The sequence below is a fragment of the Pseudenemella bisphenolivorans genome, from assembly GCF_051133435.1.
Taxonomy (GTDB): Bacteria; Actinomycetota; Actinomycetes; order Propionibacteriales; family Propionibacteriaceae; genus JAAYAO01.
The window spans coordinates 35,020-52,864 of sequence record NZ_JBPGNY010000002.1 but is presented as its reverse complement, the minus strand read 5'-3'; the positions used below and the strand labels follow the sequence as shown (position 1 = coordinate 52,864).

The window sequence follows — 17,845 nt, the reverse complement described above, 5'->3', positions numbered from 1 at the left end:
AATCCTGTACGACGGTGGGTCGCTGCGTGGGTGCCTGGCTGTTGTGCTCCGGTTTCGGACCTCTCGGTCGTTCACCGTGTAATCATTGTTGCCCCAAAACCGGGCGAAGCCAAGACCTTGGGCGAGTGAAATATTCCACACCCTCGTAACCCCGTTTTGGCTGGGAAAACCCGCGTCATTCCGGTAATGTCTGACTCATCTGGGCAACTTTCGAATGAGGGTTATCCACAGGCTTCCGGAGCCTGCTTGTCCACAGGTTGACCCCGGTCGGGGAAGTCGGCCGATGCGGCGCCCACCGTAAGGGATATGACCGCCCTCACCCACCGTTCACCCATCCTGGTGTGCACCCGTGACGAATCGGTGCTCGACGCCGTGCTGGCCGCCGCCGCAGCGGCCGGGGAGCACATCGACCCGATCACCGACCCTGCCGAACTGATGCCCGCGTGGTCGAGCGCCGGTGCCGTGTTCATCGGCGCCGACTGCGCCGCCGGCACCGTGCGGCTCGGCCTGCCCGCGCGCGAGCGCGTGCACCTGGTCGGTACCGACGCCGGTGAACTGGCCCGCTGGTCGATGCTGCTGGGGGCGGCGGTGGCGGTGATCCCCGAATCGGCCGACCATCTGATCACCGCGGTGCTCGGCGGTGCCGACAGTGATACCCCGGTGGTGGCACTGGTCGGTGCGGCCGGCGGCACCGGCACCTCGACCCTGGCTGCCGGACTGGCTCTGCTCAGCCGTCGTCCGGCCCTGTTGGTGGATGCCGACACCGGCGGTGGCGGACTCGATCTGGTACTCGGGCTCGAGGCCGAACCCGGCTGGCGTTGGCCGGACCTGGCCCACGCCCGTGGCCACCTCGGCACCCTGCGCGGCCAACTGCCACGGCTGGACGAGGTCGACCTACTGTCCTTCGACCGCTCCGGCGAAGCCGGAGAACCGCCCGCCGAAGCCGTCGCCGCGGTACTGGCCGCCGGCCGGCAGGACCACGAGTTGGTGGTGATCGACGCCGGACGGGGCCGTGGTGCGATGGCCCGCGATGCGCTGCGCCATGCCGACATCGTCCTGCTCAGCACCACCGCCGACGTCCGGGCGATCGCGGCCACCGACCACGGCATCCGCCGACTGCGCGATGACCGGTTACCGGTGGACGGAGTGGTGCTGCGTACTGCAAAGGGCTCGGGTATCGGGGCTCAGGAGGTGAGCGCCACGGTGGGGGTGCCGGTGTGGGCGACCGTGCCGCACGACCGGGGTGTGGTCGCCGCCGGCAGGCGTGGCGGGCCACCGGATCGGGCCGCCGGTCGCCGCTGGCGCCGAGGCTGTCTCGACGTGATGCAGCGGGTGCTGCCATGAGCGAACTGACGGTGGTGCGGCCACACCTGGCCGAACTGGGCCGGCCCCCGACCGCCACCGATGTGGCCGAGGCGATGCGTCGCTCGGGACTGGTGGTGACCGATCGGGGCGTACGAGTGCTGATGGCCGAGCTGCGGCGCGATTCCCAGGGGGCCGGGCTGCTCGATCCGCTCCTGGCCGATCCGCGGGTGAGCGATGTGCTGGTGAACGGGGCCGAGGAGGTCTGGGTCGACCGTGGGCACGGCCCGGAACGCACCGAGTTGCGCTTCGCCGATGAGGAAGACCTGCGCCGACTGGCGGTGCGGATGGCCAACCAGGTCGGCCGTCCGCTCGACGACGCCCACCCCTTCGTGGACGCCCGGCTGGCCGACGGCACCCGGGTGCATGCGGTGTTGGCCGGGGTGGCCGCACCGGGCACCTGCCTGTCACTGCGCATCCCGGCGCGTCGGCGAATGACCCTGGACGACTGGGTGCGCCACGGCTCGCTCGAGCAGGCCGGTGCCGAGCTATTGCGCACCATCGTCCGGCAGCGGCTTGCCTATTTGGTCTCCGGTGGAACCGGCACCGGGAAGACCACCATGCTCGCCGCGTTGCTGGCCGAGATCCCACCCGACGAGCGGGTGGTGGTGGTCGAGGACTCCCGGGAGTTGAACCCCGACCACCCGCACTGTGTCCGCCTGGAGGGGCGGCCGGCCAATGCCGAGGGTGCCGGGGCGATCACCCTGACCGCGCTGGTGCGTCAGGCCCTGCGGATGCGGCCCGACCGGGTGGTGCTCGGCGAGGTGCGTGGGGCCGAGTTGTGCGACCTGCTCACCGCCCTGAACACCGGACACGAGGGTGGTTGCGGCACCGTGCACGCCAACTCCGCCGGTGATCTGCCGGCCCGGCTGGAAGCACTGGCCGCTCTGGGTGGGCTCGACCGGATGGCCACCCATGCCCAGGTGGCCGCCGCGCTGGATGTGGTGATCCATCTGACCCGGGGACGCGACGGCTTGCGCCGAGTGGCCGAGATCGGGGTGATCACCCGCACAGACGCCGGATTGATCGAGGTGCTGCCGGCGGTGGTGTTCGATCCGGTGGCCCGCCCCGGCCCCGGCGCCGGGTTGTTGGAAGGGAAGTTGCGATGATCCTCGCGGTGCTGGCCACCGGCTTGGCGGTCTGGGCGGCCTTCGACCCCCGGCGACCGATCACCCGCCTGAGCGTCCGGCCGCCGGCTGTCGAAGCGGTGTCCCGGACGAGCCGGGCGATCGTGCCTGCCGTGGTGCTCGCGGTGCTCGTCGCCGCGGTGGTCGGCGGAATCCGGATCGCGGTCCTGGTCGGGCTCGGTGCCCTGGTGACCGCCACGGCGTGGATCCTGTGGGGCCGGTATCGTGCCCGGCTACAGCAACGTGAGCACCGGGTTGGGGTGGCCGAGGGCTGTGCGCTGTTGGCCCGGGAGGTGCGGGCGGGGCGGCCACCGGTGGAAGCCCTGCTGACCGTGGCCGAGGACCACCCACCCTTCGCCCGGGCCGCCTCAGCTCATCGGGTCGGTGGCTCGGTGGCAGACAGTCTGCGGCAGGCCGCGGCTCTGCCCGGTCAGGCGGGGATGGTGCAACTGGCCCGTGCCTGGGAGGTGTCGGCGCGTACCGGGGCCGCCCTCGGCCCGACCCTCGACGTGGTGGCGGCCGGTCTGCGCGCCGACCAACGGGTGGCCCGCACCACGGCCGGTGAACTGGCCGCGCCCCGCGCCACCGGTCAGGTGCTCGGCCTGTTGCCGGTGGCCGGCATCGTGATCGGCTACGTGCTGGGCGGTAACCCGATCGACTTCCTGATCAACTCCTCCTACGGCCTGGTCTGCCTGGTCGGCGGGGTCGGGCTGACCTGCGCCGGGCTGTTGTGGAGCGACTGGCTCGGGGGGCAACGATGAACGGCTGGCTGGTGGTGGCGATGACGGCCATCGGGGTGTCGGTGTGGTGTGCTCTACCCGCCGCCTCCCTGCGGCGGATACACCGCAAACCGGTGGCAGCAGCAGTGGGAACGTCGCCGACCGGGTCGCTGCGCTGGGCAGTGAGTGGGGGAGTGGTGACTCTGGTGGTCGGGTGGTTGCTGCTGCCGGGCGGTTGGTTGTGGGCCCTGCCGGTGTTGCTGGTGCCGGGCGCGATTGCCGGTGAGCGGTTGGGTCGCCGGGTTCCCTCGGCAGCCCAGCGCCGACACGATCGCCGACGTGCCGAGGACCTACCGGCCGCGCTGGATCTGTTGGCGACCTGCCTGGCCGCCGGGTTGCCCCTGCGGGCCGCGGCGGCTGCGGTGCGTGACATTACCGATGGCCCGGTGCACGACGATCTGGCCGGGGTGTTGCGACGACTCGACCTCGGCGTACCCGATCGGGAGGCCTGGTTGCAGCTCGCCGAGACATCTCGGTGGCGTGGAGTGGCCCGCGACCTGGCGCGCTCAGTGGCTTCCGGCACCGGCTTGGTCGACACCTTGCACCAGGCGGCCGAGGAAGCCCGGCAAGCCCAGCACGCCGACGAACTGGAGCGAGCTCGCACCGTCGGTGTGCGCAGTGTGTGGCCGTTGATGCTCTGTTATCTACCGGCGTTCATGCTGCTCGGCATCGTGCCGATCGTCGGATCGGCGGTGCTGCGGCTGCTCGGCTGAGTACTCGCATCATCGTGTGACATCCTGCGCACCCCTCGGACAAGAAGTCACACGATGATGCGCCACGCAGCCCTGCCGGTGACCCGACCGCCAACCTTTGGGTGATTCGTCCGTCATCCTTGGTTGTGTGGCCGTCTCGATCGGTCGATAAGAGACGTCGGTCACACTAAGATTGCTGCATGAAGCAGGGTGCCGGCTGGCTGCGGAGCCCGATGGTGGCCGCGGCCGCCACGGGCGCTTGGCTGTTTGCGTACCTGCCCATGGGTCAGCCGTGGGCATGGGTGGTGTTCGTGCTCGGCGTTCTTGCCGTGGTGCTGCAGGCCTTCCTGCCGTTGCTCGGTGCGGCACTGATGTTGACCGCCTGTGTGTTGTGTGCGCTGTCGGGCACCATCTTCGGTGAGATCGAACTGCTGTTGCCCCAAGTGTTCATTCTCTTCTGGCTGGGTCGTCGCCAATCCCTGTGGATGCCCGGCGCACTGCTGGTACTCGGTACCGCGGCGTGCGCCTCGGTACGGCCCGAGGCTCCCTGGTATGCCCTGCTCGTCACGGGCACGGTGTACTCGGTACCCCTGCTGTTCGGCCGCGTGGTTCGGCATCGCGCACGCGAGGCCGATGTCGCCGCCGACCGGGCCGCCAGGTTGGCCGGTATTGATCTCGCCGGGGTGATGGACAACACCGCACGGGAGAGTCGGCGCACCGCCGCACAGCAATCATTGCGGGTGATGCGGGCCTCGGTGAAACGGATGTGCGGGGTGATCCGCCGGGTCCAGCGCACCGGCGATGTGCCGGGGCTGAGCCGGGTGCGCGATGAGGCCGAGGCCGCGATCCAGGAACTTCACCGCATCCTGAACCTGCTCGGGGCCAAGGCCGCAGCAGTGTCCGATCCGCCCACTCTCAGAACCGGCATGACCGCGCACCCGTCCGTCGCTCGCTGGTCGACCCAAGCCACCCTGATCACTGCGGCCGCTGCCTTCGTCTGTGTGCTGGTGACCTACCTGGCGGCCGGCTGGCAGTGGCGGCTGGTGCTGTTGGCCGTCGTTGTTCCCGTCGGTGCCTATGTCGCCGGCAAGCACGTGGTGCCTGCGGGCGTGGCAGTGGGAGCAGCTTTCACGATCGCCGCGTTGGGGCCCGAGTTCAATCACTGGGCGCTGCTGCCGATCGAGGGCTGCCTGGCCGTCGTGGTCTGGGTCACGATCGGTCACCACAGCAGACAGGGACTGATCGCATTCCTGGCCGCCTTCTCCGGGGTGTTCGTGATGGGCACCCGCTTCGGCAAAGAGGGGATGGGGTTCGCGCTGGTCAGTGTCGGCCTGAGCGTTCTGGCGGCCAGAGCCTGGCGGGAGAAGGACGACCGGCTGCAGGAGGCGTTGTTGGCCGCCGCCCGGCGCACGGCGGAGATCGCCACCGCCGCCCTGCACGTCGACCGGGACGAACGTCACCGCTTGGCTCGCGACATCCATGACGGGGTGAGCCACGGGATCACCGCGATGACGATGCAGGTGCAAGCCGCCCAGGTCGCCACCGATCAGGAACTTGCCGACCGACACTTGGCGGCAGCGCTGACGGCGGGCGAAGCCACCCTGTCCGAGATCACCGCCATCGCCAGGGATTGGGGTGCCGGCGCCGCGGTCGCGTCCCGATCGGCCGAGGACGTCGCCGGATTGATCGAAGGCGCCAAGGAGATGGGTTTGAACATCCTGCACCGCCGGATGGGTGATTGCGCCGATCCCCTGGTCTTCCAGATCGTTCGGGAGGCTCTCACCAACACCGTCCGCTACGCCCCCGGCGCCCGGGTGATGGTCGAAACCGGTTCCAACGAAGGACGATGCCGGGTGCGGATCGTCGATACCGGGCCGGCGCGCGACCCGGAGATGCCGGCGAAGCCGCTGCCGGGGCTGGGCACCGGGCTGCGTGGATTGGCCAGCCGAGTGGCCGAACGGGGCGGAGCCTTCCGCGCCGAACCTCGGATCCGTGGTTTCGAGTTGTGGGCCGAATGGCCGAATGAGGCAGTCGCCGACCCGGTCGAGGAGCCGCTGCACGATGAGGAACAGCCGGTGCCGGAGGACGTGGAGCAGCCGGTGCCGGAGGAGGAAGCGGTTCCGGAAACCGTCCTATTGGGTCCCGGCCCGGGCCGACCGTTGGAGGCTGTGTAATGAACCAGGAATCCCCGATCCGAGTTGTGGTGGCCGATGACCACAACCTGGTACGTGCCGGGCTGCGCTCGATCATCGAGGTGCAACCCGACATGGAAGTCGTCGGGGAAGCCGTCGATGGTCGCGAGGCCGCCCAACTGGCCGAACGACGCTCCGCCGATGTCGTGCTGATGGACGTTTCCATGCCGGGCACCGATGGGCTGGCCGGGCTCGCTGCGGTGCGTGCGGTCGCGCCGAAGTGCTCGGTGATCATGCTGACCACCTTCAATGTGGAGGAGAGCATCGAACGTGCCCTGCGCTCCGGGGCGGCGGGTTATCTGTTGAAGACCGCGTCCGCCGAGCAGATGTTGTCGGCGATCCGTGCCGCCCACAAGGGCGAACGAGTGTTCTCCCGAGCGGTGCAGGACCGGCTGGTCGACTCCTACCTGGGCCGGGCCAAACCCGCCCCGGACCCTCCGCCGGAGTTCAAGTTGTTGACCGAGCGCGAGTTCCAGGTGTTCACTGAACTGGCCCGCGGCAAGTCGAATGCCGAGATTGCCAAGGCGTTGTTCCTGAGCGAAGGCACCGTGAAGACCTATGTCACCCGCCTGCTGACCAAACTCGGCCTGCGAGATCGGGTGCAGGCGGTGATCTTCGCCCTGCAGCACGGTCTGCTCGCCGAGGAAGAACCCTGATGGAGCGAGGCGGTCGGCGTTACTTCTTGATCCAGGCCTTGCCGACATCCACCATCATCTCGTTGAGGCCGACGACCCCGTGGACGTTGTCCGCCCAGAAGATGGTGGGGGTGCTGTCGCCGTTGCCGCCACAGGATGCGAGGGCGAGAACCGCGGCCAGGGTTGCTCCGATGATGTGGAGGGGTTTGGGAACTCTCATGGACTACCTCGATCGGATGTCGCGCATGTGATGTGCGACACATCCAAGCAGCGCGGGCCGAGCGGGAGCGGTCCTGTGCCGGTGAGCGGGCGAATGAACACAGATACCGTGTGACTTCTTGTTCGAGAGGTGAACAAGAAGTCACACGGTATGCGGTGACGTCGGTGTTACTTCTTGATCCAGGCCTTGCCGAAGTCGACCATCACCTCGTTCAGGCCGACCAGGCCGTGCACGTTCTCGCCCCACAGGATCGTCGGGGTGGTGTACCGGAAGGTGATGATCGGCGCTTGTTCCTGGACGCGGTTTTCGATCTTGCGCAGTTGCTCCTTCATCGCCTCTTCATCGTCCAGCGGAATGGCGCGGAGTTCGTCGACCAGCTTGTCCATCTCCGGATCGGAGGCGTTGGTGACATTGCTGGAACCGTTGGTGGTGTAGGCGCTGTACAGGTTCTGGAAGGGGTCATTGTCGACCAGACCCAGACCAACGCTGGCCACCGAGTACTTGCGCTCGACGTAGATGCGGCTGACCCAATCGGCCAGGTTGCGCACCAGATCGGTCTCGACCTCGAAACCGACCGCCTCCAACTGCGCCTTGAGGGTCAGGAAGGTCTGTTCCCGTTCCGGGCTGCCCGTGGTGGCCGACAGGGTGACCTTGCCGTCGTAGCCCTCGGCCTTGGCCTCCTCGAGTAGCCGCTTGGCTTCCTCGGGGTCGTAGTCGTTCACCTCGACGCCGTCGTCGTACCACTTGGAGATCGGCGCGAACATGGTCTTGCCGTAGTAGCCCTTGCCCTGCAGTGAGCGGTCGGCGATCACCTTCGGGTCGATTGCGTGGGCGAAGGCCTTGCGCACCTGTAGGTACTTGCCCGGGTTGCCGTCGGCCTGATTGATCATGATGACCGCGCCGTTGTTCTGCACCGAAGTGAATCGCGGCAGGTCCTTGGTTGCCAGCTCGTCGATCAAGACCGCGTCGTTGACGTGGGTGGCGTGTACATCACCGCTCTCGTAGGCCTCGAACTTGGTTCGGTCCGCACCCAGCCAGACGAAACGCACCTTGTCGAGGTACGGGGCGCCGTCCCAGTGGTTCGGGTTGGCCTTCAGCACCAACTGCTCACCCGGGGAGTACTCCTCCAAGGTGAAGGCCCCGGCACCGATCGGCTTGAAGTTCTGCTCGTCGCTGGCGATGGCGGCCGGTGCCATGATGAAGCCGATGCCGCGCGCCAGGGTGGACCAGAAGACCGCCCACGGCTTCTTGAGTTTCACCACCACCGTGCGCTCGTCGACCTTCTCGACGCCGTTCCACAGCGGCCCGATGGTGGATACGTCGAAGGCCTTGCTCTGCATGTAGTGGTTCATCGAGCCGATGACCGCGTCGGCGTCCACCGGGGTGCCGTCGGAGAACTTGACGTTTTCCCGCAGAGTGATCGTCCACTCGGTGTAGTCGTCGTTGGGTTCGACGTTCTCGGCCATTCGGGGCTGGTATTCACCGCTGGCGGCGTCGTAGCGCACCAACTGGTCGTAGATCGCCACCAACTGGGTGCCGCCCGACGAGCCGGTCGGAATCACCTTCGTCGGGTCGAGCGAACGCCCCTCGACCAGATCGGCGTAGGTCAGGGTGCCACCCTTCACCGGTTCACCGGGGTCGCCGTCCTGCGGAAAGAACCCGGCCTGCACCGGGTTGTCGGCGGTCTGGTCCGAGTCGGTATCGTCGCCCCCTTCCTGGCCGCGGGCGCAGGCGGAGAGAGTGAGCGCTACGGCAGCAATGACCGCCGCTCCGCGCGCGAAACGTGTTGAGAACATGGGCACCTCGCATCGAGTCTGTGTGCTCGAAATGCAAGCATCCCTTTTCTCTGCACCAGAAAGACCTTCCGAAGAGTGGGAGCGTGCCCGCGCGTTTTCCTCCCCTCAGCCGAGGTAAGCCGCGAGGTGCCTACCGGTCAGGGTCGACCCGGCCGCCACCAAGTCGGACGGGGTGCCCTCGAAGACCACCCGGCCACCGTCATGACCGGCTCCCGGGCCCAGATCGATGATCCAGTCGGCGTGGGCCATCACGGCTTGGTGGTGTTCGATCACGATCACCGACTTGCCGGAATCGACGAGTCGGTCCAACAGGCCCAGTAACTGCTCGACATCGGCCAGATGCAGGCCCGAGGTGGGTTCGTCCAGCACATAGATCTCGCCCTTGTCGCCCATCTGGTTGGCCAGTTTCAGGCGTTGCCGCTCACCGCCCGACAGCGTGGTCAGGGGTTGTCCCAGGGTGATGTAACCGAGCCCGACATCGGCCATCCGGGTCAGAATCTTGTGTGCCGCCGGCACCTTGGCCGCGCCGTCGGCGAAGAACTCCGAGGCCTCGGCCACCGGCATCGCCAGCACCTCGGCGATGTCCTTGCCGCCGAGCGGGTACTGCAACACCTCGGCCTGGAAGCGTTTGCCCTCGCACTCCTGGCAGGTGCTGGCCACGGTCTCCATGAACCCGAGTTCGGTGTAGATCATCCCGTTGCCGTTGCACACCGGGCAGGCACCCTCGGAGTTGGCGCTGAACAGGGCCGGTTTCACACCGTTCGCCTTGGCGAAGGCCTTCCGGATCGGATCCAGCAGTCCGGTGTAGGTGGCCGGGTTGCTCCGCCGCGACCCCCTGATGGCGCTCTGGTCGATGGTGACCACTCCGTCCAGCGGGGATACCGAACCGTTGATCAGCGAACTCTTGCCCGACCCCGCGACCCCGGTCACCACCACCAGCACACCCAGCGGAATGTCGACGTCCACCCCGGTCAGGTTGTGGGTATCGGCCCCGCGCACCTCGATCGCTCCCGTGGCGGTGCGCACGTCGTCCTTGAGACGGGCGCGGTCGTCGAGATGCCGGCCGGTGATCGAGTCGCTCGTGCGCAGCCCGGCCACGTCACCCTGGTAAATCAGCTCACCGCCGAAGCTCCCGGCTCGTGGGCCGAGGTCGATCACCTGATCGGCAACCTCGATCACCTCGGGTTTGTGTTCCACCACCAGCACGGTGTTGCCCTTGTCGCGCAGTTGCAGCAGCAGGTCGTTCATCCGCTGGATGTCGTGGGGGTGCAGCCCGATCGTGGGCTCGTCGAAGACATAGGTCACATCGGTCAGCGACGAACCCAGGTGACGGATCATCTTCAGCCGCTGCGCCTCACCACCCGACAGTGACCCGGACGGACGGTCCAGGCTGAGGTAGCCCAACCCGATGTCGACGAAGGAATCCAGCAGATCCTGCAGCCCGGCGAGCAGTGGCGCGGCCGAGGGCTCCGCCAGGTCGCGCACCCAGCCGGCAAGGTCGGAGACCTGCATGGCGCACAGTTCGGCGATGTTGCGGCCGGCGATTCTCGACTCCAAGGCGTGTTGGGCCAAGCGGGTGCCGCCGCAGTCGGGGCAGGCTTGAAAGGTCACCGCTCGCTCCACGAAGGCCCGCACATGCGGCTGCATCGCCTCGGGATCCTTGCTCAGCATCGACTTGGTGATCTTCGGGATCAGGCCCTCGTAGGTGAGGTTGATACCGTCGACCTTGATCTTGGTGGGCTCCTGGTGCAGCAGGTGGCCCAGTTCCTTCTTGGTGTATTTCGCGATCGGTTTGTCGGGGTCGAAGAAACCCGATCCGATGAAGATTCGGCCGTACCAGCCGTCCATCGTGTAACCGGGCACCTTGAACGGGCCTTCGTTGAGCGATTTGGACGAGTCGTACAGCTCGTCCAGATCAAGTTCTTTGACGTTGCCGGTGCCCTCGCAGCGGGGGCACATGCCACCCACCACGGTGAAACTCTTGCGCACCTTGGTCCGTCCGGCGCCCTTGTCGACGGTGACCGCGCCCGCGCCGGAGACCGAGGGCACATTGAACGAATACGCCTGGGGTGAACCGATGTGTGGGTCGGCGAGCTTGCTGAACAGGATGCGCAGCAGGGCATTCGCATCGGTCACCGTGCCGACGGTGGAGCGGACGTTCGGCGCGATCCGTTCCTGGCCGACCACGATGGCGGTGGTGAGCCCCTCGAGACGGTCGACGTCGGGACGATCGACGGTGGGCATGAACCCTTGGACGAAGGCGGAGTAGGTCTCATTGATCAGGCGCTGCGATTCGGCGGCGACGGTGTCGAAGACCAGGGAGCTCTTGCCCGATCCCGAAACCCCGGTGAACACGGTCAGCCGGCGCTTGGTGATATCGACATCGAGGTTCTTCAGGTTGTTCACCCGGGCCCCGCGCACCGTGATCAGGTCATGGCTGTCGGCGGGGTGTTCGGTGTGGTCGGGCATCTGGGTACTCCATCCGAAGTGGGTCGCCGGCAATCCGGCACCCGTGGACGGTGAGCATACGCCCGGACGACGTTTTCCACAGGCAGAATTTCGACTCGAAGTGTCATCCACAGTCGCGCTCGACCGAGGGAAGTTCGGGCGGCAACTGCCCACTGTGAGAGGTGAGAGGCGAAACCACACGGGTTGCGCCACTACCCCCAGGAGATGACATGTCCCTTTCTCGATCGCTGGTTCGTCCGGTCAAGGACGAACGCGGCATGACCACCGCCGAGTACGCCGTCGGCACTGTCGCCACGGTTTCCCTGGCCGGTGTACTGCTCAAGATCTTCACCGATCCCGAGCTGCAGAAGATGATCTGGGAGTTGATCTTGTGGATCATCAAGCAGGTCACCGGATTCGGGGGCTGAGCCGCCGAGCCGGGGTGGGGTCGCGTCGGCGGCCCCACCCTGCGGTGGCCCTCAGCAACGAACGCGGCATGGTGACCGTCGAACTGGCCGTGGCGACGCTGGCCGCCACGGTCGCGCTGGTGCTGTTGGCGGGGGTGTGGCAACTGGTCGTGTTGCAGATGCGGCTCGGTGATCTGGCCTCCGAGACCGCCCGACAGGCCGCCCGGGGTGACACCGTCGCGGTCGAACGTGCTCGTCGCGGTGCCCCCGATGGTGCGAAGGTGACGATCAACGCCGACGACGGGCAGGTGCATGTCCGTGCGGAGGCGCGGCAGACCTTGCCGGTGGGCGGCCTGACCTTGCATGCCGATGCGTGGGTGGTGGCCGAATGAGCGCCCATGAACCGACCGAGCGTGGCTCGGCCACCTTGTTGATGGTGACCGTGATCGCTCTGTTGGCCGCGGCCGCAGTGGGAGCGGCCATCATCGGGGTCTACTTGGAGGCGGTGCACCGGGCCAGGGCCGGCGCCGACCTGACCGCCGTGTCAGCGGCGGTGGAGCACAGCAGGGGTGGCGCCGCCTGCCGGATCGCCGAGCAGGTGGCGAGCCGCAACGAGGTGCGGTTGATCGATTGTGAGGTGGTGGCCGAGCCGGCTGAGTTCGCGGTCAGCGTCACCGTCGAGGTGCCGGTCAACACCCGGGTCGGTGGGCTGCCGCGTGCCGTGCGCGCCCGGGCACATGCCGGACGCGTGGACGAGGCCCCGCCATGAGTTGCCGGTCAGCTTCCGCCACCCTCCAGCAGCACCGCCATCAGGCGGGCGGCGGCGGCCTTGTCCAGGGGTTGGTTGCCCGACCCGCACTTGGGGGAGACCACACACCCGGGGCAGCCGTCGGTGCAGGGGCAGTTCTCCAGGCGTTGCCGGGTGGCCTGCCACCACTGTTCGGCGCGCTGCCAACCCAGTTCGGCGAAGCCGGATCCGCCGGGGTGTCCGTCGTGGACGAAGATCGTCAGCTCGCCGGTCTGCGGGTGCAGCGCGGTGGACACCCCTCCGATATCCCATCGATCACAGGGAGCGAACAATGGCAACAGGCTGATGGCGGTGTGTTCGGCGGCGTGCGCGGCTCCGGGCAACTGCTTGCGGGTCAGGCCGGCTTCGCGCAGCAACGGTTCGGGTACGGTCCACCACACCGCGCGGGTGCGCAGCGTGGTGCTGGGCAGATCCACCGGGGTCTGGTCCCACACCTTGCCGGTGCGCTCGTCGCGGCGCAGGTAACCGGTGACCTGGCCGATCAGGTCGACCTCGCCGAGGTGCACCCGGCTGCGTCCGGCCGGGCGGGTGTGTTCCTCGCAGATCACGTTGATCTCCGAGGCCGACATCGGCTGGGTGTAGAAGCGGACGTCCTCGCGGTGTACCAGGGCGGTGGCGTTGGTCAGGTCGAGCTCGTCAACCAGCCAGGTCTCCCCTTGGTGCAGATGTACCGCGCCGGGGTGGACGCTGCGGTGGGCCATCGCTGGGTCGACATGGCCCAGCACCTGCCCGGTGTCGGCCTCGATCACCTCCACCGACCGGCCGCCGACGGCCCGGATGTCGATCGCGTCGTGCGGGCGTTGCGGCAGGGTCCAGAACCAGCCCTGTCGGCGGCGCCGCAGGACACCCTGGGCGACCAACTCGTCGGCGACCTCGGTCATGGTCGGGCCGAACCACATCTCGTCCTCGTGGGTCAGCGACAACTCCTGCGCCGCCGCGGCCAGGTGGGGGCCCAGGACATACCGGTTCTCCGGAAACAGCACGGCCGCCTCGACCGGTTCGTCCAGCAGCACCTCGGGGTGGTCGAGCAGATAGGCATCCAGGGGGTCGTTGCGGGCCACCAGCACCACCAGGGCGCGCTGCCCACTGCGGCCGGCCCGTCCGGCCTGCTGCCACAGCGCGGCCCGGGTGCCGGGGTAACCGGAGATCAGCACGGTGTCCATCCCGGCGATGTCGACGCCCAGTTCCAGGGCGTTGGTGGTCGACACCCCGCGAATCGCACCGGACTGCAGGCCGGCTTCGATCTCCCGTCGGTCGTGGGCCAGGTATCCGCCGCGGTACGACTCGATCAGGTCGGTGCACTTGCGGCGAGCCCGCACCGCGACCACCTCGGACATCGTCCGCGACGCCACGAAGGCGATCGTCTGGCGTCCGGCATTGACCTGATCGGCCAACAGATCAGCGGTCTCCTCGTCGTGGTGACCGGTGGGTTGCCACAGCACGATGTCGCGAGCGGCCCGGGGTGCGGAATCGTCGCTGACCGCAACCACCTCGTCGGCCTCGGCCCCGATCAACCGTCCCACCACCTCATCGGGGGCGAGCACGGTGGCCGAGGAGCACAGCACCACCGGGTCGGCGCCGTAGCTCGCGCACAATCGACGCAACCGGCGCACCACCATCGCCACATGCGCACCGAACATGCCCCGGTAGCGATGACACTCGTCGATCACCAGGTAGCGCAGAGTGCGCAGAAAACCTGCCCAGCGCTGATGGTTCGGCAGGATCGAATGGTGCAGCAGGTCGGGGTTGGTCAGCACGTAGGCGGCGTGCTTGCGCGCCCAATCACGTTCGGCCGGCTCCGAATCCCCGTCCACCGCGGCCACCTGCCAGTCGGGCAGGCCGAGCCCGCGACAGGTCTGCAACTGGTCGTGGGCCAGCGCTTTGGTGGGGGACAGATACAGGGCGGTGTGCGGCCGGGTGGGCTGGACGACGTGGTCGCGCAGGGTGCCGCTGCCGGTCGGGCCGGTGGCCTCGGGGCCGCCGTAGGTGGCGGCCAGTACCGGCATCAGGTAGGCGAGGGTCTTGCCCGAGGCCGTTCCTGTTGCGGCGACGGTGTGCCAGCCGGCATGGGCGGCCTCGGCGAACTGCGTCTGGTGTTGCCAGGGGGTCTCGATGCCCCGGGCCCGCCAGGCATCGACCACGGGGGTGGGCAACCAATCCGGCCAGGAGCCGGTTGTCCCGTCCCGGGCGGGCAGCGAACGGTGGTGCCGAACCCGTGGGTCGGCGAAGTCGAAAGCTGCCATGGCGTCACTGTGCCATGCCGCACCGACACGACGACGCGTGCGGCCGTCCGGTCACTCGGTGTCGTCGTCGGTCACCCGGTGCAGGGCGGCGGACAGATGGTGGGTCATCTCCTCACCCACCGCGGCCATCGCCAGGTCGTAGGACAAACAGTCCGCCTCCTCGTTGAGGATGAAACAGCGCTGCACGGCTTCGACGTGTTTGGCGGTCGGGGTCAGGCCCACCATCGTGCTCGTCGAGTGCACCTGGATCTCGTTGGGGTTGACCCGAACGTCGCCGGGGGACACCTCGACCACACCGGACGGTTGCACGATCACCCATTCGATGTCGTTCTCGCCCACCCCGCGCAGGTAACCGGTTTCGTGGTGCATCGGTTTGCCGTCCGGGCTGGTCGTTGTCTGCCGGTACGTGATGAAGGGCCGACCGTCGGTGGTGAAGGTCACCCGTTCGCGATAGGTGAAGTCGTCAATGGTGGGGTAACTGCCCGATCCATCACCCTCCCAAGTGCCTATCAGGCCGGCCAAAACACTCAGAGCGGGATGAACGTCCATGGATGAATCGTAGAAAGGACAGCCGCCCCGCTTGTCTCCGGGGCCATTAGAATCCCGACCAGCGAACAAGGTTCGCAAGGGATCACCACCACCGGTCAAAGGAGACCAGATGAGCTACCGCGCCCAATTCGAAGAGGCCATCAACGATCCGGAAGGGTATTGGGGACGGCAGGCCGAACGTGTGGACTGGTTCCACAAGCCCAAGAACATTCTCGACGCGGAGCGCGCGCCGATCTACCGCTGGTACCCCGACGGGGTTCTCAACACCAGTTACAACGCCCTCGATCGTCATGTCATCAACGGTCGCGGCGACCAGCCCGCCCTGATCTTCCATTCGGCCATCACCGACACCCGGCGCACCTACACCTACGCCGAACTGCTCGACCTGGTCGCCCGCCTCGGTGGGGCACTCAGTGCCCTGGGCGTGCAGAAGGGCGATCGGGTGGTGATCTACATGCCGATGGTGGCCGAGGCCGCGATGGCGATGCTGGCCTGTGCCCGGATCGGCGCGATCCATTCGGTGGTGTTCGGCGGATTCGCCCCCTCCGAGCTGGCCAGCCGCATCGAGGATGCCCAGCCGAAGGTGATCATCTCCGCCTCCTGTGGCCTGGAGGGCCAGCGGGTGATCGAGTACAAGCCGATGCTGGATCGGGCCATCGAACAGTCCGAGCACAAGCCCCAGCACTGCATCATCCTGCAGCGCCCGCAGGCCGAGGCGTCGATGATCGACGAGCGCGACATCGACTGGAATGTGCTGATGCGTCCGGGTGCGATCGAACCGGCCGGCTGCGTCGAAGTGGCCGCCACCGACCCGCTGTACATCTTGTACACCTCGGGTACCACCGGTAAGCCCAAGGGCATCGTGCGCGACAACGGCGGTCATGCCGTGGCGATGTGTTACGCGATGGACGAGTGCTACGACATCGCCCCCGGCGAGGTGATGTTCACCGCCTCCGACGTGGGCTGGGTGGTCGGCCACTCCTTCATCGTCTACGCCCCGCTGCTGAACGGCTCGACCACGGTGCTGTTCGAGGGCAAACCGGTCGGCACCCCCGACGCCGGTACTTTCTGGCGGATCGTCGCCGAGTACGGGGTCAAGGTGTTGTTCGCCGCGCCGACCGCCTTCCGGGCGATCCGCAAGGTCGATCCGGACGGCGAGTTCATCGCCCAGTCCGACCTGTCCAGCCTGAAGACCCTGCTGATGGCCGGGGAACGACTCGACCCCGACACCTACCAGTGGGCGACCGAGAAGGTCGGCGTACCGGTGGTCGACAACTGGTGGCAGACCGAAACCGGTTGGCCGATCGCCTCGAACATGCGCGGGATGGAGCCGATGCCGATCAAACCGGGTTCGCCGACGGTGCCGGTGCCGGGATACAACCTGCACGTCCTCGACCCGATGGGTGCCCCGCTGCCCGCCGGCGAGGAGGGTGCGATCTCGGCCAAGCTGCCGATGCCCCCGGGCACCCTGGCCGGGGTTTGGGGTGACGAACAGCGGTACCTCAACTCCTACCTGACCACCTTCGACGGCTACTACGTCACCGGCGACGGGGGTTTCATCGACGAGGACGGCTATGTCTTCGTGATGGGACGCACCGACGACGTGATCAACGTCGCCGGCCACCGGCTGTCCACCGGTGAGATGGAAGCTGTGCTGGCCACCCACCCGGCGGTCGCCGAGTGTGCGGTGATCGGTGTCGCCGACCAGCTCAAGGGCCAGTTGCCGCGCGGCCTGGTCGTGCTGCGGTCGGGAGCCGAGGAGGATCACGAGAAGGTGATCGCCGAACTGGTGCAGTTGGTGCGCGATCAGATCGGTGCGGTGGCCGCGCTGAAGCAGATCGACGTGGTCTCGGCCCTGCCGAAGACCCGTTCGGGCAAGATCCTGCGCAAGACCATGCGCGAGATCGCCGACGGGGCCGATGCGGTGGTGCCGTCCACCATCGAGGACATGCAGGTGCTGGACGACCTGCGTTCGGTGCTGACCGGCGGGCCGAAGCCGATGATCCGCTGAGGCAAGCTCAGGAACCGAGTTTCAGCCGGACGCCGGCGCGCCGGCAGGCCTCCCGCAGGTCTTCGGTGCGCTGTTCGTCCAGGCCGATCCGGTAGCCGGATACCGGGCCGACGGGTTCTCCGTCGGCCCGGACCACGTTCAGGTGCCAACCGGCCTGCCCACTGCCGAAGGACGGCCGGGCGGTGTCCGCGGGCAACATCGCGTCGCGGCGGCGGGCCCGCCGCTTCAGCGGTGCGAGGTGCAGGGTTTCCAGATAACCGAGTTCGGCCAGCGGCACCTCGCTCGGGTCGCCGGTGTGCGGACGCACGGTCAGTCGGTTGGCGTCGAACTCCAGGGTCACCCCGGGCAGGTTGCGGTACTCCAACACCGCCGAGGTGATCGCGATCAGGAAAACCGCGCCGCCGATGATCAGGCCACCGACCCCCATCTGGTCACCGCGCAGGGCCAACCAGAGAAAGAAGGCGCCGATCAGCAGGCCGATCACCACCCACATGAACGCGTGCACATACTGGCCCCGGGTGGGGGAGAGCTGCACGGTATTCGGGGCGGTGCTGTCGGTCATGGGGCCATACTCTA

16 protein-coding genes are annotated in these 17,845 nt (G+C 67.6%); 10 read left to right on the top strand and 6 right to left on the bottom strand.

Annotation, left to right across the window (positions count from 1 at the left end; all coding sequences use genetic code 11):
* The first annotated feature begins 306 nt into the window (after positions 1–306).
* From ssd to ACR4XW_RS05095, 6 genes are all read left to right on the top strand, one after another.
* The gene (gene ssd, locus ACR4XW_RS05120) at positions 307–1,344 is read left to right on the top strand and encodes a septum site-determining protein Ssd (protein WP_434759461.1); all 1,038 of its coding nucleotides are present in this window, start codon (positions 307–309) and stop codon (positions 1,342–1,344) included.
* Positions 1,341–2,471 carry a TadA family conjugal transfer-associated ATPase gene (locus ACR4XW_RS05115; RefSeq protein WP_434759460.1) on the top strand — a complete coding sequence of 377 codons (1,131 nt, stop codon included), beginning with the start codon at positions 1,341–1,343 and terminating at the stop codon, positions 2,469–2,471. Before ssd ends, ACR4XW_RS05115 begins: the two co-directional genes overlap by 4 nt.
* On the top strand, positions 2,468–3,250 hold the full coding sequence (locus tag ACR4XW_RS05110; RefSeq protein WP_434759459.1) for a type II secretion system F family protein: 783 nt from the start codon (positions 2,468–2,470) through the stop codon (positions 3,248–3,250). Before ACR4XW_RS05115 ends, ACR4XW_RS05110 begins: the two co-directional genes overlap by 4 nt.
* Complete coding sequence (locus ACR4XW_RS05105) at positions 3,247–3,981, top strand: type II secretion system F family protein (protein WP_434759458.1); 735 nt, start codon at positions 3,247–3,249, stop codon at positions 3,979–3,981. The genes ACR4XW_RS05110 and ACR4XW_RS05105 overlap by 4 nt, the downstream gene beginning before the upstream one ends.
* Before the next feature lie 179 nt (positions 3,982–4,160).
* Positions 4,161–6,134, top strand: coding sequence for a sensor histidine kinase (locus ACR4XW_RS05100; protein ID WP_434759457.1), 1,974 nt, complete (start codon positions 4,161–4,163; stop codon positions 6,132–6,134).
* Positions 6,134–6,808, top strand: coding sequence for a response regulator (locus ACR4XW_RS05095; protein ID WP_434759456.1), 675 nt, complete (start codon positions 6,134–6,136; stop codon positions 6,806–6,808). Before ACR4XW_RS05100 ends, ACR4XW_RS05095 begins: the two co-directional genes overlap by 1 nt.
* Before the next feature lie 19 nt (positions 6,809–6,827).
* Here the strand turns inward: ACR4XW_RS05095 and ACR4XW_RS05090 are convergent, their stop codons facing one another.
* The 3 genes from ACR4XW_RS05090 to ACR4XW_RS05080 form a co-directional block, all read right to left on the bottom strand.
* Positions 6,828–7,007, bottom strand: coding sequence for a hypothetical protein (locus ACR4XW_RS05090; RefSeq protein ID WP_434759455.1), 180 nt, complete (start codon positions 7,005–7,007; stop codon positions 6,828–6,830).
* A 167-nt stretch (positions 7,008–7,174) separates the two neighbouring features.
* Positions 7,175–8,803, bottom strand: coding sequence for an ABC transporter substrate-binding protein (locus ACR4XW_RS05085; protein ID WP_434759454.1), 1,629 nt, complete (start codon positions 8,801–8,803; stop codon positions 7,175–7,177).
* Positions 8,804–8,908: 105 nt separating this feature from the next.
* Positions 8,909–11,272: an ATP-binding cassette domain-containing protein gene (locus ACR4XW_RS05080; protein WP_434759453.1), complete on the bottom strand. Its 2,364-nt coding sequence runs from the start codon at positions 11,270–11,272 to the stop codon at positions 8,909–8,911.
* Positions 11,273–11,481: 209 nt separating this feature from the next.
* On the opposite strand from ACR4XW_RS05080, the gene ACR4XW_RS05075 reads away from it, so the two are divergent.
* The 3 genes from ACR4XW_RS05075 to ACR4XW_RS05065 are packed head-to-tail and all read left to right on the top strand — an operon-like array spanning position 11,482 to position 12,427.
* Positions 11,482–11,679 carry a DUF4244 domain-containing protein gene (locus tag ACR4XW_RS05075; RefSeq protein WP_434759452.1) on the top strand — a complete coding sequence of 66 codons (198 nt, stop codon included), beginning with the start codon at positions 11,482–11,484 and terminating at the stop codon, positions 11,677–11,679.
* Positions 11,680–11,723: 44 nt separating this feature from the next.
* On the top strand, positions 11,724–12,050 hold the full coding sequence (locus ACR4XW_RS05070; RefSeq protein WP_434759451.1) for a TadE family type IV pilus minor pilin: 327 nt from the start codon (positions 11,724–11,726) through the stop codon (positions 12,048–12,050).
* Positions 12,047–12,427: an Rv3654c family TadE-like protein gene (locus tag ACR4XW_RS05065; RefSeq protein ID WP_434759450.1), complete on the top strand. Its 381-nt coding sequence runs from the start codon at positions 12,047–12,049 to the stop codon at positions 12,425–12,427. The genes ACR4XW_RS05070 and ACR4XW_RS05065 overlap by 4 nt, the downstream gene beginning before the upstream one ends.
* Positions 12,428–12,435: 8 nt before the next feature.
* Here ACR4XW_RS05065 and ACR4XW_RS05060 read toward each other — a convergent pair whose 3' ends face one another.
* Both ACR4XW_RS05060 and ACR4XW_RS05055 read right to left on the bottom strand, forming a co-directional pair.
* Positions 12,436–14,709 carry a DEAD/DEAH box helicase gene (locus tag ACR4XW_RS05060; protein ID WP_434759449.1) on the bottom strand — a complete coding sequence of 758 codons (2,274 nt, stop codon included), beginning with the start codon at positions 14,707–14,709 and terminating at the stop codon, positions 12,436–12,438.
* Between the two features lie 51 nt (positions 14,710–14,760).
* Positions 14,761–15,258 (bottom strand): heme-binding beta-barrel domain-containing protein, encoded by a 498-nt coding sequence (locus ACR4XW_RS05055; protein WP_434759448.1) that lies wholly within the window; start codon positions 15,256–15,258, stop codon positions 14,761–14,763.
* 109 nt (positions 15,259–15,367) lie between these two features.
* Between ACR4XW_RS05055 and ACR4XW_RS05050 the strand changes: the two genes are divergently transcribed.
* A complete protein-coding gene (locus tag ACR4XW_RS05050; protein ID WP_434759447.1) occupies positions 15,368–17,269 on the top strand; it encodes a propionyl-CoA synthetase in 1,902 nt (633 codons plus the stop codon).
* A gap of 7 nt (positions 17,270–17,276) precedes the next feature.
* On the opposite strand, the gene ACR4XW_RS05045 is transcribed toward ACR4XW_RS05050, so the two are convergent.
* Complete coding sequence (locus ACR4XW_RS05045; RefSeq protein WP_434759446.1) at positions 17,277–17,831, bottom strand: hypothetical protein; 555 nt, start codon at positions 17,829–17,831, stop codon at positions 17,277–17,279.
* Positions 17,832–17,845: the final 14 nt, after the last annotated feature.